At 41.6% G+C, this 15,818-nt stretch carries 11 protein-coding genes; 3 read left to right on the top strand and 8 right to left on the bottom strand.

Annotation, left to right across the window (positions count from 1 at the left end; genetic code table 11):
* Window positions 1–3 precede the first annotated feature (3 nt).
* Complete coding sequence (locus J8M01_RS16760) at window positions 4–3,174, top strand: lantibiotic dehydratase (RefSeq protein WP_348772762.1); 3,171 nt, start codon at window positions 4–6, stop codon at window positions 3,172–3,174.
* Between the two features lie 174 nt (window positions 3,175–3,348).
* A complete protein-coding gene (locus J8M01_RS16755; protein ID WP_210997710.1) occupies window positions 3,349–3,843 on the top strand; it encodes a hypothetical protein in 495 nt (164 codons plus the stop codon).
* Window positions 3,844–4,017: 174 nt separating this feature from the next.
* Here J8M01_RS16755 and J8M01_RS16750 read toward each other — a convergent pair whose 3' ends face one another.
* The 3 genes from J8M01_RS16750 to J8M01_RS16740 are packed head-to-tail and all read right to left on the bottom strand — an operon-like array spanning window position 4,018 to window position 6,661.
* Window positions 4,018–4,671 (bottom strand): hypothetical protein, encoded by a 654-nt coding sequence (locus J8M01_RS16750; RefSeq protein ID WP_211058724.1) that lies wholly within the window; start codon window positions 4,669–4,671, stop codon window positions 4,018–4,020.
* Entirely contained in the window at window positions 4,652–5,377 is a 726-nt protein-coding gene (locus J8M01_RS16745; protein WP_211058723.1) for a hypothetical protein, read from the bottom strand. The genes J8M01_RS16750 and J8M01_RS16745 overlap by 20 nt, the downstream gene beginning before the upstream one ends.
* Before the next feature lie 12 nt (window positions 5,378–5,389).
* Window positions 5,390–6,661 carry a LysM peptidoglycan-binding domain-containing protein gene (locus J8M01_RS16740; RefSeq protein ID WP_211058722.1) on the bottom strand — a complete coding sequence of 424 codons (1,272 nt, stop codon included), beginning with the start codon at window positions 6,659–6,661 and terminating at the stop codon, window positions 5,390–5,392.
* A gap of 201 nt (window positions 6,662–6,862) precedes the next feature.
* Here J8M01_RS16740 and J8M01_RS16735 point away from each other — a divergent pair, with 201 nt between their 5' ends.
* A complete protein-coding gene (locus J8M01_RS16735; RefSeq protein WP_211058721.1) occupies window positions 6,863–8,659 on the top strand; it encodes a choice-of-anchor I family protein in 1,797 nt (598 codons plus the stop codon).
* A gap of 81 nt (window positions 8,660–8,740) precedes the next feature.
* Here the strand turns inward: J8M01_RS16735 and J8M01_RS16730 are convergent, their stop codons facing one another.
* The 5 genes from J8M01_RS16730 to J8M01_RS16710 form a co-directional block, all read right to left on the bottom strand.
* Window positions 8,741–10,318, bottom strand: a complete 1,578-nt coding sequence (locus J8M01_RS16730; RefSeq protein WP_211058720.1) for a PepSY-associated TM helix domain-containing protein — start codon at window positions 10,316–10,318, stop codon at window positions 8,741–8,743.
* Window positions 10,315–10,584 carry a hypothetical protein gene (locus tag J8M01_RS16725; protein ID WP_192509153.1) on the bottom strand — a complete coding sequence of 90 codons (270 nt, stop codon included), beginning with the start codon at window positions 10,582–10,584 and terminating at the stop codon, window positions 10,315–10,317. Before J8M01_RS16725 ends, J8M01_RS16730 begins: the two co-directional genes overlap by 4 nt.
* Window positions 10,574–10,915, bottom strand: coding sequence for a hypothetical protein (locus J8M01_RS16720; RefSeq protein ID WP_211058719.1), 342 nt, complete (start codon window positions 10,913–10,915; stop codon window positions 10,574–10,576). The genes J8M01_RS16725 and J8M01_RS16720 overlap by 11 nt, the downstream gene beginning before the upstream one ends.
* A 122-nt stretch (window positions 10,916–11,037) precedes the next feature.
* Window positions 11,038–13,401, bottom strand: coding sequence for a TonB-dependent receptor (locus J8M01_RS16715; protein ID WP_211058718.1), 2,364 nt, complete (start codon window positions 13,399–13,401; stop codon window positions 11,038–11,040).
* Window positions 13,402–13,647: 246 nt separating this feature from the next.
* Window positions 13,648–15,654, bottom strand: a complete 2,007-nt coding sequence (locus J8M01_RS16710; RefSeq protein ID WP_211058717.1) for a hypothetical protein — start codon at window positions 15,652–15,654, stop codon at window positions 13,648–13,650.
* Window positions 15,655–15,818 lie beyond the last annotated feature (164 nt).

Raw genomic sequence — 15,818 nt, 5'->3', positions numbered from 1 at the left:
AAGGTGTTAAATAAAAATAAAGTGAATCACAAGCCTAAGACTTTAAAAAATAGTCGTTTTTTTGTAGTGCGTATACCACGTCTAGCGGTAGAGCACTTAACGTCATTTTCAGATCCAGAGGTTGATAGCAATACAGTATTGAGCAATTGGCTAGCAATGCCTGGCGTTGAAGAGGCGGTATATTTAGCGAGTCCGTCTCTACTTGAACGCATTGAACAATGGCGTTCTAAGCCAGAATCAAAGCAGGGCAAAAAGGTGGCAAAAGCGCTACTGAAATATATGGTGAGAATGTGTTCACGGCCTACGCCATTCGGTTTATTTTCGGGCATTCATAAAGGCATGGTTACGGATAGTACACAGTTATGTGCGAGTGACCACACTCAAGATAGTCGTAAGACACGACTCGACATGTTCTATTTGTCGGCATTGAAAGAGCATTTTATTAAGCATGCATCGCATTCAGATACATTGACTTATAAACCCAACCCATCACATTACTTTATTGCAGAACAGTGTCGATATATCGAAACTTATATGTCTGATGAAAGTATGCAGTACCGATTAAGCGCAGTGGAAAGTGATGAATACTTTTGTTTTGCGTTAGACCAAGCGAGTTCAGGCTTAAGCTTGAATGGTTTGGTTGACGCATTCTGTGACCACTACGCAGAAGCTGAGCGTGAAGATGTGCAAGCATATATTCAAGACTTGATTAGTGAAGGGATACTACTTGCTGATATTCCACTGCCACTTACAGGGGACTCTCCTGATCTCGCTTTACTGAAGTCACTTGAGGATATTGAAGAGCGAGAGACCGCCGACCATTTGGCGACGGCGTTGTCACAAATTGAAAGGTTAGATGAGCAAAAAAGTGGTGAAATAACGCCTTATAAACAGTTACTCACCCATTTTGAGAATTTGCCAGTTAAAGCGCAAGAAAATAAACTGTTTCAGTCTGATATTTATCGCAGCTTTGAGACTTGCCATTTAAGTGAGATGGAACTCTCGCGTTTTCAAAAGCAATTAGAGCTGCTCTCGGGACTAAGCTTGTCACCAGAGCAAAGTGCCCTAAATCAGTTCTCAACCAAGTTTAACGCGCGGTTCGAAGGGCAGTTTGTGCCATTAGATGTCATTTTGGATGATGAGTCAGGCATTGGTGTGTCTAACGAAACCGGTTATGAAGCGCCCTTAGTTGCAGGTCTTAATTTAGCACGCTCAGGAAAAGGTAATGCCACGGTCCCTGAGATTAGCGTGCTAGACAATATAATTGAAGATGCGATCAGTTTGCCTGAAAATCGCAGTCGCACCAGTATTACACTCAAAAGCAAAGAATTAAAAGCTAAAGTAACCAACAAAGGAGCTGTGAGTAAATACCCAAGTTCTTTTGCAGCAATGATGAGTTTGTATCAAGATGAGAAGCAAAACCCGATCATTAAATTAAATGGCTGCTACGGACCATCGTCTGCGAATTTGTTGGGCCGCTTTTGCCACTTAGATGATTCTTTAAAAGCAGATGTTATTGGGGAGCTAAAGCGAGAGCAAATGCACTCCCCAGATGTGATTTTTGCAGAAGTTGTACATATGCCTGAAGGTCGGCCAGGCAATGTTATTGCCAGACCGCATTTGCGAGAATATGAAATTGTCTTTATGGCGGATAGTAGTCTCGCGCATGAGTATCAGATCCCATTGAGTGATCTATATGTTTGGGTAGAAGGACAAAAGGTAAAGCTATGGAGCAAGCGTTTGAATAAACAAGTGGTGCCACGCTTATCATGTGCACATAATTATTCAAACCGTAGTCTGAGTGCTTATAAATTTTTATGTATGTTGCAGCACCAAGACGGTCGAGCGCCTCATTTTAGTATGCCCAGTAGTACAGAACGAGCTGCATTCGTGCCACGCATTATGCTAGACAATTTAATTTTGAGTGAAAAAACATGGCGGATCGATCGTAAGCACTTTGAAGATATAGCTAAAAATGGTCATTTTGAACACGCAAAATTAGAAGTCTTGTTAAGCAAATACCAATTAGATCCATTGGTGAGCTATGCGATGTCAGACAATGTTTTAAACCTAGATTTACGTAGTCCAGACATGTTCGATATTCTGTTGAGTGAAACAAAAGGACAAACAAGAATAGAATTAAAAGAAGTACTGTATGCGCAGTTTGAATCTCGTACTATGGATGCGCAAGGTTTACACTACAACAATGAAGTGATTGTGCCATTTTTTAATGAACTGGCAACACCACACAGTCATTATGCGGATAATCCTCTAGCCAATATTACGGCCACGCCTATTAAACGCCGATTTAGTGCAGGTTCACAGTGGTTAAGTCTTAAAGTGTATTCAGGCAATTCTTTAGTGGAACAGTTATTGAGTGAGCAATTGTTACCTCTGATAGAAGACAATAATACGCTTTATGATAAGTGGTTTTTTATTCGCTATGGTGATCCAGATTGGCATTTGCGTCTACGCTTTCATGGCGATCCAGCCACACTCTGCGGTGTTCTCTTACCTAAGCTAAATGCGTTATTAGATCCGATGGTCGAAAGTGGCGAGTTACATAAAGTTGAGCTGATGACATATGAACGAGAGGTTGAGCGTTATGGCGGGCCTGAGTCAATGGCATTGATTGAATCATTGTTTATGTTTGATAGTGCATTGATAGCGAAAACATGTGGGTTGATAGATGAGTATGATGAAGGAATACGCTGGCGTATGGCGCTAAGTTATACTGACCGCTTACTCTCATTGTTTCATTATAGCGATGAAGAGAAGTTTAAGTTGATCAGCAGTCTGCGTGATGGCTTTGGTCGGGAGTTCAACGAAAGTAGCGTATTACGTAAGCAATTAGGCAATCGATTTAGAGAATATGAAGGTCAGTTGCATGATGATTTTGAAAAGTTACATACAGACAAAGCGCATGAGTGTGATGAAGTGCAGCAGGCTTTGTTCGATTTATTAGCGCAATGGCAGCAACAAGCTGCACCATGCGTGGCACAACTAAATGTACTCATTGAAGATGAGCAGCTCAATTGTAGTCGAGACTCTTTATTAGGATCCATTTTACATATGCATAATAACCGGATGTTCAAGGCATATAACCGAGAGCAAGAGCTGGTGGTTCATGATTTACTGCGCCGTAAGTATTTTTCTGCAGACAAAAAGCAGTAGCTGGAGATTGTGTTAGGTAGTGACATGGGTTAGTGGCATGAGTTAGTGACATAATAGGCAATGTCGTCTTTTAAAATTGCGCTAGAATGAGCATATAAGATATTAACTGTATTTTAGAAGGGGTGTATTTCGGTGAACAGAGTAACGAAAAGCTTATATTCTTGGGTCATTGTTATGTGTTTTGGCGTGACCGCTCACGCAGCCGAAAATGAGACCTTGGTTGATGAACTTGCGTTCTTGCAACCCTTTTTAGGGGGGTGGCAGGCTGACTTTGCTGTGCCTGTAGGGAAACCGGCAATGCAAGATGTGAGTCATTGGGAGCGAGCATTAAATGGTACCGCTGTGCGAACTTTACATTCAATTAATGCGGGTATGTATGGAGGGGAGTCATTAATTTTTTGGGATGATGCAAAGCAAGAAGTTGTATTTTATTATTTTACGACGGCAAGTTTCTACACTCAGGGAACGATAAAGCGATTATCTGATGGTGGGTTTGCGGCATATGAAACCGTGACAGGTAGCGAAGAAGGGATCACGCAAGTGAAATCGACTACGCGCTATATAGATAACACCATGCAAGTGTCGACACAATATCTCAAACAACAGCAATGGACTGCACCACAAATACGTACTTATACACGTAGCACGCAGCAGGTGATATTTAAGTAGCTCATCAAGGTGTGACGAAGCGAATATACGAATGATGTTTATTTTATTGAATAACCTCGCACAACTGATGGGTGTGGTGATTCAGGACATATCGAATAAATCCAGTGAGCTTTCTGTCCACTTTAAGAGCAATGAAAGGTGTGTTTATTGTCATATTGCTTTGCGTTGATATGTTTAGCGAAGGCATTTCTTTGTTCGCAATTTATTAAGTAACCACTGTAGTAGCGGTAGTCGCATTAAGCTATTCTTTTGTTGTCCTTTTGCTGCCAGAAATAATTGGGCTGTGGCATCATTACGGGCTTTTTGGATGTGTTTGCGGTGACATTCTTGTGCCGCATAGTGCCAATCCTGCTGTTTTATCGCATTATGTAGCTTAGGCCAATACTGACCTAAGTGATGGCTGCCTAAGTTAAATGCCATATCTAAAAGCGCATATTTCACGGGCTGAGGAAGTGCTTTAAAGGGACGCTTATAACCATTCTTTTTACTAAATATGGCGCTGAGTTCTTGCTCAAATTGGGTTAAATGCTTTTGCAGTATCGCCTCACACTGTGGATCCGGTAAATGTAACTGGCAGTGTGTGCCGTACCAAGCTGCTTTATAGCCTGTTGGTAGTGTAGAGATACGGTTATATTCTGCTTTTTTTTGCGCTTTTGTCGCCAGTTCATGTTGTTGAGTGTAAAGGGTGAGTGCACAAAACTGTTGTATGTTCGCCATCATAAAACCAATACCAATGGTTGGGTTACCGCGACTGTCGAGGTATAAATGATTAATTTGTCCTTCGAATTCTTTCAAGTTCGCAATAAAGTTAAAGTTTTTGGGTGCCATGAGTACTCATATTTTTAGATAAAGATGGTAAAGAACAGTGGGATACCTCTTCAATATGTGAGGTTTGATCGACGGTGTAGCATTCTTTTAGTACGGAGCAATAACATGCTTTTGCGACGACTTTACGAATTTTATGATCGATTTGCAGCCATAAACCGGTATTGAAGTTGGTTTTTTGCATCGTGAATACATGATATTGCTCACCATTGGCTAACAATATATTGTTGGTGGTACTGGAGACCAACCAGCCAAATGCATTTCGGTAGTTAATATCGGAATTGTGATGCTCAATGTCTAAGAGTGCTTGTTGATAAGCATCCAAGTTACAACAATCATTAAGCAATTCTAAAATATCATAATGGTGATTACCCTCATAAATATATTCAATGTAATGAATAATCGCGGGTCCAGTGCCAGAGTTCTGAATATTCATATTAATGGTTTGCTGCTCTTCATTAATATCAAAGTTGGAGTAGCCCATTTTTAACCAAGGCCAAGTTTCCGCTTTAAGTTGTCGCTCTGCGGCAGCGACTTGTTGTTGAGATGCTTTTGCTTGCAGGTAGGTGGCATAAAATGAGGCGGCGGAAATGGCCATTGCACAGAGTGCCAACATGGTATTCACTTTTGAGCGAGTTAGCCTGGGCCTGCTCTTAATTCTCACGTTGCGCACGGTTTCAGTGCTTGGTGGAGTGGGATCATTTATCATAATGCGAATCCTTTATAGCGGTGCGAGGAATACGGTGAGCTTATCCCCTATTCGTAAAGTTTCTTTGGATAGGCTGTTCCATTGCATCAGTTTACTGACTGTGACATTAAATGTGCGAGCAATGCGCCATAGACTATCACCCGACTTGACGGCATAGTCAATTTTCTTGTCTGCTAAAATGGGCAGCATCAGTGTTTTTCCCGCGCGAATGCGAGAGCTAGTTAGTTGATTGAAGGTTTTTAATTGTGCCACACTTAAATCATGACGTTGCGCTATGACGCTTAAGCTGTCACCGGGGACAATGGTGTATTGCTGCCATTGTTGCTTGGGCATCAAAGGTTGCTGTGCAACATAAGTATGCCAGCTAGCCGTATCCGCTGTTTTGACCACAATATGCTGCGGGCCATCAAGGAGTGCTGGAAATCGAGTATATCCAGGGTTGAGCGATTCAAGAGATTGCCATGCAGACGCATCAGTGAGTATAACGCCGTTTTTAAGCGGTACAACGTCTATCACTGCTTGATTAGTGATGGGAGGAAACTCCATTTCTTGCTGGCGTAATAAGGCTGCCGCGGCTAATAATTTAGGCACATAATGACGCGTTTGTTGTGGGAGTTTTAAGCTAAAGAAGTCACTCGGTTTTCCTTGTTTTTGATTGTTTTTAATTGCCCGTGCCACTCTGCCTTCACCGGTATTATAGGCGGCAATGGCATGATACCAATTGCCGTTAAAACGTCGGTGTAAATAGGTGAGAAAATCTAACGCTGCATGGGTTGCATCAACAATATCTTGGCGACCATCATACCAAGGTCCTATTTTTACCCCATAGTGTTTTGCAATGAGAGGCGTCAGTTGCCATAAACCTGATGCATGCTTATGGGAATACGCAGCAGTATTAAAGTCACTTTCAATTAATGGCATTAAAGCGAGTTCAATCGGGAGGTTTCGACGTTCAACTTCACTCACAATGTAATATAAAAAGGGGGCTGCTCGGCGACTTATTTCATGCATGTAGTTTGGATGCTTTAGGTACCACTGAATTCGCTGGTGTACGCTGCTATGTTGGGATGGTGCGAAGCTCAATTGTAATGCGATTCGTTGCCATACATCGTCTACGTCTTGTGGTTTAACCGTGACAATATTTTTGTTCTGGGGCAGCGTTGTAGTTTTGGTGGTTTGTGTAGGAACAGGGGTGTCATTACGGTGTTTCACCTGATATGGGGTTTTTGCACACCCAGTTAGCATTAATATAACAAGCGAAATAACAAGATAAAGCAATGGCATAGTTGGCTGTGGCCTTTATTATTTTTAGTATGATGTGATTGTAGCGAAATTTACGTGTTTAGAAATAGGAGACAAGCAAGAAGACCAAGTTTTATTATGACACTGCCATAAAAGTGCCAAATATCCGTAACCAATAAGTCACCTTTGTATGATGGACTGTGCAACCACACAATTTGGTATAACTTATTTGAGGTCTTTTCCATGTGCAAACATACCCTACTAACACTTTCTTTGTTGACTATTTTATCGGGCTGCGCGCTCGATGGTGATGATGGTATCACTGGTATGGATGGTCAAAGCGGTGCGCAAGGCACAGTCGGTGAAGCTGGTAAAGATGGTATAGATGGCAATGCTGCACTTGACATTACCTTAGTCGGTCGTGGAGTGTTAAATGCGCAAAGCCCAGAAGGTGCTGCAGAGATTGTCGCATATCATGCGAAAAAACAGTGGATATATGCCATTAATAGTTCTGGTGAAACGGCTGTGGTTGATATTTTACCTACGACAAATCTAACTCAAACTGGTCTAACTAAAAATGCACAAGGTGTGGTGACCGCCACAAACCTGAATAGCACGATAACCATATTGTTAAATGACCACACTCCCGGGGATGCAAACAGCATTGCAATTGATGAAAATAACCAATTGCTAGCGGTGGCAATGGCATCAGGGGGAGCCTCAGAGGTAGGGAGAATAGCCTTTTATGATATTGCAGGAGATATTCCAAGTTTTATAAAAAATGTAGAAGTGGGGGCACTACCAGACATGGTGACATTTAGCCACGACGGTGCAAAGGTGGTTGTGGCAAATGAAGGTGAACCTGCGGGAGATTATAGTATTGACCCAGAAGGCAGCATTAGTGTTATTGCCGTTACCAACGGCGAAATAGCAGACACCGCAATCCATATAGGGTTTTCTGCGTACAACAATAAAAAGGCTGAATTAGAGGCCCAGGGAATGATGTTTGCTAATCCGTCTGGCCGAACAATTAATGGTCAATTGATTAATACGACCGTGGCGATGGATTTAGAACCTGAATATGTCACTGTATCCAATGATAACCGTTATGCCTATGTGTCGTTGCAAGAAAATAATGGCTTAGCTGTCGTTGACTTGACCGATCACAGTATTAAGCTGCTGGGTCTAGGCTATAAAGACTGGTCAAGCTTGACGATGGACGCATCGGACAAAGATGGCGGAATTAACTTCAGTTCTTACCCTGGGTTGATGGGAATGTACCAGCCTGACACCGTGGCGAGTTATACCTGGAAAGGGGCAAACTTTATTGTTACTGCAAATGAAGGGGATGGTCGGGAGTATTTTTTTGCAGCAAAAGACAGTGCTGAGTGTGTCAACAAAGGGGGATTAGAGTTTGATGAAGATGATGGATGTCTGGCATACACTGATGAGGTACGCGCAAAAGATTTAAAGCTAGCCAATAACTTTGCCTATTTAAATAATGATAATGATGATATTGGCCGTTTAAAAGTCACTACTGTAAAAGGTGATGCAGATAATGATGGTCAATATGAACAACTGTATACCTACGGCGCTCGGTCGTTTTCTATCTGGGATGCCAATGGCCTTCAAGTGTTTGATTCAGGGGATCAGGTAGCGCGAATTACGGCATCCGTGCATGGAGAGGCGTTTAACAACGATGAAGATGAAAATGAAGGTGATACACGCTCTGATGCCAAAGGGGCTGAGCCTGAAGCATTGACTTTAGGGAAAGTTGGCGGACGTTTATTTGCGTTTATTGGCTTAGAGCGAATGGGGGGCGTCATGGTCTATGATGTCACGAACCCTCATAGCGTACATTTTGTTGATTACTTTTTTAATCGTGGCACTGTGGAAGGTGAAGATGTGTCAGGGGACTTAGCGCCAGAGGGCATGGCCTTTGTTTCGGCTGAGAACAGCGTAACGGGTAAGCCTTTATTGATCATTGGTAATGAAATTTCTGGCTCTATTGCTGTATGGCAAATTGGCTACGCAGAGTAACCAAATCTGATTGTTTCTGTGTCGCTTGATGGAAATGTAAAATGGCGTATTGAGAAATACGCCATTTTTTAGTGGTACTGTTTAACTTACTGAGCTTTTTAACGTGATTGACTCTGAGGCTGATGCGCCGCTTGTGGCATGTTGATGCTTACCGAGTGAAAAACAAAATAGGGCGACAAGTAACAAGGCGCAATTGACTAAAATGACATCTAACAGTAAATACGGATGTGGAGCGTGCCCAAATAGCACTTGGATCAAGTCATAAAAAGGACATATCGCAAAGAGTACCGCTGCGGCTAATAGTTGCTGCACCATTGCCTGGCGAATGGCCTTTCGTTGCATACTATTAAAGAGTGCATGTAACAGACTAATGCCGATGGCACAGAAAAATAGCGTTGGCAGTAAATCGGTCCGTGTCCAACTGAAGGGGGCAAATCTAGCGCCTATAAAGCTGCAAGCAACGGCAATTAAAGTCCCAGTTGATAATGCTAATGTCATTGCTTTCACAAAGGCTAACCCGCGTTTACTTTGCTGGCGGTTGTTTTCTCGCTTTTCAAGCCACAATAAATTACCCGTTAAGATGAGATAGCAACAACCCAAACCAAGAATAAAGTAGATAAACTTCAAGGTGATCCCCCCAAACTCTCCAAAATGCAGGCTACTTAGTACAGTATATGTGGCTGCAGTCGGTGCTTGCTGAGCATGATATTCACTGATCAAAGAGGCGTCTTTCAGTGAATAAATAACATGCGTGGTTGGTATTAGGGCATTATGTTCGATTAAACGCACTTCGACTTCGCCATTTTCGTCACCCATGGCAAAAAAGTTTAATCGTGCAATTTTATGGTTAGGATATTTTTCCTGAACATCTTTAAGAATAGTATTGGCGTGGGTATTACTGACTGGGTTGCCAGAATATTCAACGTTAGGTTGGCCGAAGAATCCAGCTGTTTTGATCAGTGCAGGGATGTCTCCTTTAAATACTGCGAAACCAAATCCAGCTTGCAATACAATACTGAGATTAAACATGACCCCAGTTAACGCAAAGATGAAGGTGAAAGGTAAAGAGGATACGCCAATAAGGGTATGACCATCATGGTAAATATCTTTGTTTTTACTGAGTCTATATTGATAAAAGTGACTGACTAGTTTTTTCAGCACAATACAAATACCAGACATAACCATGACAAAGAACAACAAGGTGATCACGCCGACTATCTCAGTACCGTAAGGGAGTAGTAAACTGATATGTAAAAGATACAACATATCACTGAGGTAAAAATCTTCGCCATTATAAGGGAGTAGTTGTCCGGTATTGGCATCAAAATTGAGTTGATGGTCAATATGCAAGCCGTCGGCGGTTTCTGTTTCGAATGCGGTATAGTAATAGGGCTGATCTGATTGTGGAATTGAGATCAGTACGCCATGATGGGCCGGTATGTTGTGCTCTTGAGTTGCTATTTTGTCTAAAATTGTTGAGATAGGAACGATTTGTTCAGAGAGTGGGTCAGGTGCATGATATTGGCTATCCCAATGTATAATATTGTGGCGGAATAATGAAATAGAGCCACATACGAAAACGATCATGAGTACGCCTGAAATAATCAGGCCGAGCCAAGCATGTGCATGGGTGAGGTTTTTTAACGTTGTTTTATTCATCCTGTTGGCCCCGCAGCAGTGAAGAAAATACCTGTAAATATGAGAATAACTGGTAAGGCGGCTTTCGCTGCGCGCCCCCAAGCTTGTTTATTCGTATTAGCGGCATAGCACCATGTCATGACACCAGCCCACGAAGATAGCGCGAAGATCAACCCCAATGCCAGTATCAGTCCGACTTGACTAGGCATTAATAGGCTTAAACTACTGGGCACTAAGACCATGAAGATGAGGCCACTTATCAGACCTGCAAAGGTTTTATGCCACATAGCGTGCTCCTAATAGTTGAAAGAAAGCGCTTAGGACTATGACACTTATTAGACTTGACCAAATCCAAGTGGGTTTATGTGCCAATAAGAAAACAGCTGCGGGAATAAAAAACATGGCGAAACATACCGTGTAAAGTACAGCGATAAAAAAGCTCAGTTCAAAGAACATCAAAGTCGCTATGGTGACAATAATGAGTATGCTGGCATATAAGATAGATATCATGCGTGTTGGCGTTTTTTGATTCTCAGTTCTAAATTGTTGCCTTGGACTGGCGCCGTAGAGCAATATGCCGCATAGCCAGTAAGCGGGTAATAAAAAAAAGTAGCTCATTGTTTTTCCTATTCCTTCAAGTTATTGTTGTATTCATTTCACTGTTGAAACGATAAAAAGATGCCATTTAACTGAGCATCTTTTTATCGGTTGTAAAGCCGCTGTTTACGGGCGGTTTTTTATTACCAATCAAAATTACCACGGAATGTAAGCGACAACTCTCTTGGTTTACTAATGCGAGGATTACGTGCTCTATGCGCGACGTAATATTCTTCATCAGTGATGTTCTTGCCCACTAAGTACACCCCATAGTTATCCCATTCATATCCTAGTTGCATATCAACGACTGTTCTTGCGTCATTTGTGAGATCAAAATACAGATCTCCTGGTTCTAGACCATCTCGGTATGGGTTTGCTCTGTTTGGTGATTCACTGGCATAGCTGGCATTAAGATTGGCAAAGAACCCAACGGAGTCTTGGTAAGTGAGTCCAATATTATGCGTTCTTTGTGGTGCAGGAAATTGACGACCTGATAAGTCAAACTCCGTGTTGCTGCCATTTGGGTTGGGGATCTTAATTGAAAAATCAGTAAACTCTGTACCTGCATAACCAATTGCAGCATAGGTTTTTAAATTATCACTGATCGTATAATTGAGCTCTAATTCGAACCCTTTTACTTCAGAAGTGCCGGCATTAACCGTTTGTATATCAAAGTTATTAGGTGAAAGTTGGACCGATACTTGTTGATCTTTCCAATCTAAATAAAACAGGTTTGCATTGGCTGTGAGCTTACCATCTAACCAAGTAGAACGCACTGAGAGTTCGTAGTTATCTGTTGATTCCGGTTCATATTCAAATACATTTGCACGAGCTTGGTTTACACCAACGCCGCCAGAACGATAGCCTTTTTGGAAGGTGAGTGTGGTTGAAATATCATCATTTACATGATAGCTCACACCGACCTTTGGTAATACGGTACTGAATGAAGCATCACTTAATGGCGCGACTTGTGATGCACTGTCGGCAAGACCCACGACCAGCGCGTTTATGCCACTGATCAGCGGTACTATCCCTTCATACGGAGTACCGATATAACTGCTGGGGTTGGGTAAGGCGCTTTTGTTAAGAATATCGTATTGTGCCTCACTGGCATTTTCTTGTTTTTCTCTATCAAAACGAATACCTGCAAGTAAGTCCCATTGTTCGTTCAAATGCCAAACGCCATCTGCGAAAAGGGCATAGCTGGTAATGTTACTGGTTGCTAATGAGTAGACTCTTGTTTTTGCAGGGTTAAAATCAGCATATTGGCCTAAAACTAAGTCTGCGATTTGTGGGCTGAGCTTATATTGAGACTGTAAAGTACTACTCGATAGCCCTAATCGAGCCAATGAATAATTGTTAAGGCCGGTGCTCACTTCTTCCTGTTCACTTTTGAAATAATATGCGCCTGCAACACCGCTAAAATTATCATAGTCAAAGTTAATTCTGAATTCTTGCGTTAGCGTTTTTTCTTCGTTGTTATAAAAGGTTGCACTGCCTGTATCAACTACCGGAGTGTTGCCATAACCTTGGGGGTAATCTGAATCCCATGAGTAGATTTCAACAACATCTGAATAAGTGGTGTAAGACGCCAATGAGATGAGGTTATTGATATCATAATTGATAGACAGGGAGATTAAATCTGTTTTGACTTGTCTTTGTCGCGTGTCGTTATAAGAGGTTGAGCGATTGCTAAAGGTATCTGCTCCAGCATCCTTAGTCAGGTTAGCATCTCCATATTTACGTTCTGCATTCATAACGCTGAGCATCGTTGATAGGTTTTCGATACCTGCCGGCTCATAACGGAGTTTAAGGCGATATGTATGTTCGCTGTCAGTGTCAGAGTGGCTGTTATCGTATAGGTTGGTAATGGAGCCATCGTAACGCTTCTCTTCGCCACTAAATCTAAAAGCTAGCTCATCGTCTATTAAGCCACCACCTAAGGCAATACCAGCTTCTTGCTTGCCATTTTCACCCAGGGTCAGTTTAAACTGCCCTTCTTTGTTGTCGCTTGGTTGTTGGGTATTTAAGATCACCGCTCCGGCTAACGAATTACGCCCTTGCAAGGTAGATTGTGGACCTCGAAGTATTTCTATTTGTGTGGCATCCCATGTAGAAAAAGTACCATTTCGAATGAGTCCTTGAGGGATGGGGGCGCCGTCAATATAAACGCTGGCAAGGGCACTATGCCCGTCTCCTGAGACGTTCGAGCCATCAATACCACGGATACTAAAACCATAATCGGTTGCATGTGCATTAGCGGTACTAACGAGAGCGTCTGTAAAGGTGTTGATTTGTTGGTGCTCAATTGTTTCAGCGGTTAACACTGCAGCACTGGTGGTGGTTTCTTGTAAGCTACGAGCTATTTTATGGCCAGTAACGATGATACTTTCAATTTTTTCATCGTTTTGTTTATCCGCTTGGGTTGCTAATGTGGCATTTGAGAGCGCTATTGCGGGTAATAAAAAAGTGGCGCGCATTGCAATAGAGAGAGTAGAGAACTTCATGGTTTCCTTTAATTAAGAATTGTTTTTATTTGTATTTATGGGATTATGCTAACACAAGTGATATTGCAAATCATTACTATTGTGAGTGTTTTTTGTGCTTTGTAGCGTGGTTTTATCAAGGTGTTGTGAGTTGGTCTATTTTATTTAAATTAACCCATTTTTACATTGTTGTGTAATTAGCATTAAACTCCCCTGCTTTTCTGAATAGCAGCAGAGGAGTTGGAGACGGTGAACTCACTCAAGACACTATAGTTTCAGTGTCACAGTGAGTGACATCTTTGGTTTAGCTACATCATAATATAAGTGGTTCCTAAGTAGACTGTTAGCTCGGTTTAAAGTGAAAACCTGCCGCTTAAATTCCGTTTTATCACGTCCGAAAGCCGTGAGATTAAAGCGCATATGTGTGGTGGTGTTGAAATTAAATTCAGTGAAAAAACTCAACTGTGGGGCCGTTTTTTCAGTGTAAATTTCGTCATAATAGTATTCAGTATAAACATGACTTTTTTGGTAATGTACTCCCCAAGATAACGCATTGAAATCCTGTTTAAAGTCTAAGTTTAACTGCTGTGGGATAAGGCCTGTAATTGCTCTTTTACCTGTTATTGAATCGTTAAATGTGGCATGTCGATAAGTATGCGTCATTTCTAAACGACTATTGGGTACAATTTTATCGGTTTGAAGTGTTATTTGTAAATCAGTACCAAAATATTGGGCGGACCCTGCGTTACCAATGCCAACTTCAGTGTCAGACAATAAAGTGTACTCGTGGATATCACGTTGCCATTGAAAAAAGGTGTTTAGATTAATGTTGACGAGTGTGTTTGGTATGTAATTGATTTGCATTTCAAGCTCATCATATTTCATCGGCTTTAAGCGAAGGTTACCGATGAATGCCCTATCATAGTTTGATTCTTCACTGGCTATAAACGGTTCAAAATCAAGTTGTTTGACTTGTTGCTTCACTGTTGCTGAAATAGATACGGCATTTTTATTATCAAAACTGAGTCTTACAAACGGTTTAATATACACTTTGCTAAACTCGAAACTGTCATTCCCTTGGGTTGTTAACTTGGCGCTTTCAGCATTGATTCGCGCGTACACTTGCCAATTCTGATTTAATGCATACTGTAATTTGACATACGGTTCATAGCGAATTTCTTGTATATCGCTGGATATATAGTGTGGTGATTGTGCCTCGGATGGTAATGTACTCGCTATGAGCTCATTACGACTATAGGCAATACCTAGCTCGGGTGATAAGGCATGGGTTGGTTGAGACAGTATGACTTTTGCTGCCAGTTCACGCCAATTTTGAGTTTGCATAAACACACTCGAGTCCTGTGGGCGACTATGTGTTGTTGAATTGAAAAATGTAGCGTGAGTATGGGTTTTATCCTGCATATTTCTAAGTGAAGCCACACTGTGTAATTGCCATGTACTCAGGCCTTTATATTGCCAGTCGACGCCAACGTTTAGCTGTGACTTTTGAGTATTTTCTAGAAATAGCTGTTTTGAATTTGTAGAAAATAAATTGCGCGTACTTTCATGATAGTTGTTTTTTTCATTATTAATCGTAAGTTGCAGCAAGTTTTTTTGATCTTCTAAGCGGCTAGTCAAACTGAGCGAGTGGCTTTTATCTTTTTCTTTATATGATTCATCCCCGATGTGATTGGCTATATTATCTGGAGTCTGTTCATAGATATCAGCTGTCGATATATAGAGTGTGTTTTGGCTATTGGCACTAAACTGATGATTCCAGCCCTGCCAAGGCATGGCTATTTTGAGTGCGATATTATCTAACATGACTTTATCTGCTTGTTGCGCAAATTCAGTGTATAGGGTGGTTTGACTATTATTTTTATGGGTAATGATGTTGATCAATTGTGAGAATTGGCTTGCAACAGAGTAAGGGTGATTGGTGTTATAGAAATCAACACGCTTAATTTGATCAATGGGTATTTGTTTGAGATACGCTTGGGGAGAGCTATGCTCTGGGATTGAAGGAACCCCATTGATAAGAATATTAACAGTGGCGTTTGATAAGCCCCGTTCACTGGGCTTTTCTACCAGGGTAAACTCTGGGACATTTTCAATAATGTCTAGTGCGTTTTGGGCACTGAATTGACCCCAGTGGTCAGCATTGAGGACTTTGGGTGTGCCCATACTTGTGGTGTTAGCTATGACGTTATGGGTGATGCATGTAGCCAAACCTATAAATAAGTAGCGACATAGATGCTTGAAACGAGTATACAAAACCGGCTCCTTTCTCTCGGTATGATTTTTCTAGTTATTAAATATAAACAAACTAACTACTTCAAAGCATTAGGGATGATTGGGACGAGTTTTGGGAGGAATTATATAATCGTGCTATTCATCCCTCTGATATTGGGAGGAGCGTATCAGAGTGCTCTTGAGAA

This window comes from Pseudoalteromonas sp. MMG005 (assembly GCF_018101015.1).
Lineage (GTDB): Bacteria > Pseudomonadota > Gammaproteobacteria > Enterobacterales > Alteromonadaceae > Pseudoalteromonas > Pseudoalteromonas aurantia.
The sequence above is the reverse complement of the archived record's forward strand: the minus strand, read 5'-3'. Positions and strand labels throughout refer to the sequence as shown.

Coding starts and splice junctions, on each gene's coding strand:
- J8M01_RS16740 (WP_211058722.1), bottom strand. CDS start 6,661: ATGCCATTGCTTTATCTTGTTATTTCGCTTGTTATATTAATGCTAACT.
- J8M01_RS16715 (WP_211058718.1), bottom strand. CDS start 13,401: ATGAAGTTCTCTACTCTCTCTATTGCAATGCGCGCCACTTTTTTATTA.
- J8M01_RS16735 (WP_211058721.1), top strand. CDS start 6,863: ATGTGCAAACATACCCTACTAACACTTTCTTTGTTGACTATTTTATCG.
- J8M01_RS16730 (WP_211058720.1), bottom strand. CDS start 10,318: ATGAATAAAACAACGTTAAAAAACCTCACCCATGCACATGCTTGGCTC.
- J8M01_RS16725 (WP_192509153.1), bottom strand. CDS start 10,584: ATGTGGCATAAAACCTTTGCAGGTCTGATAAGTGGCCTCATCTTCATG.
- J8M01_RS16750 (WP_211058724.1), bottom strand. CDS start 4,671: ATGGCACCCAAAAACTTTAACTTTATTGCGAACTTGAAAGAATTCGAA.
- J8M01_RS16755 (WP_210997710.1), top strand. CDS start 3,349: ATGTGTTTTGGCGTGACCGCTCACGCAGCCGAAAATGAGACCTTGGTT.
- J8M01_RS16720 (WP_211058719.1), bottom strand. CDS start 10,915: ATGAGCTACTTTTTTTTATTACCCGCTTACTGGCTATGCGGCATATTG.
- J8M01_RS16745 (WP_211058723.1), bottom strand. CDS start 5,377: ATGATAAATGATCCCACTCCACCAAGCACTGAAACCGTGCGCAACGTG.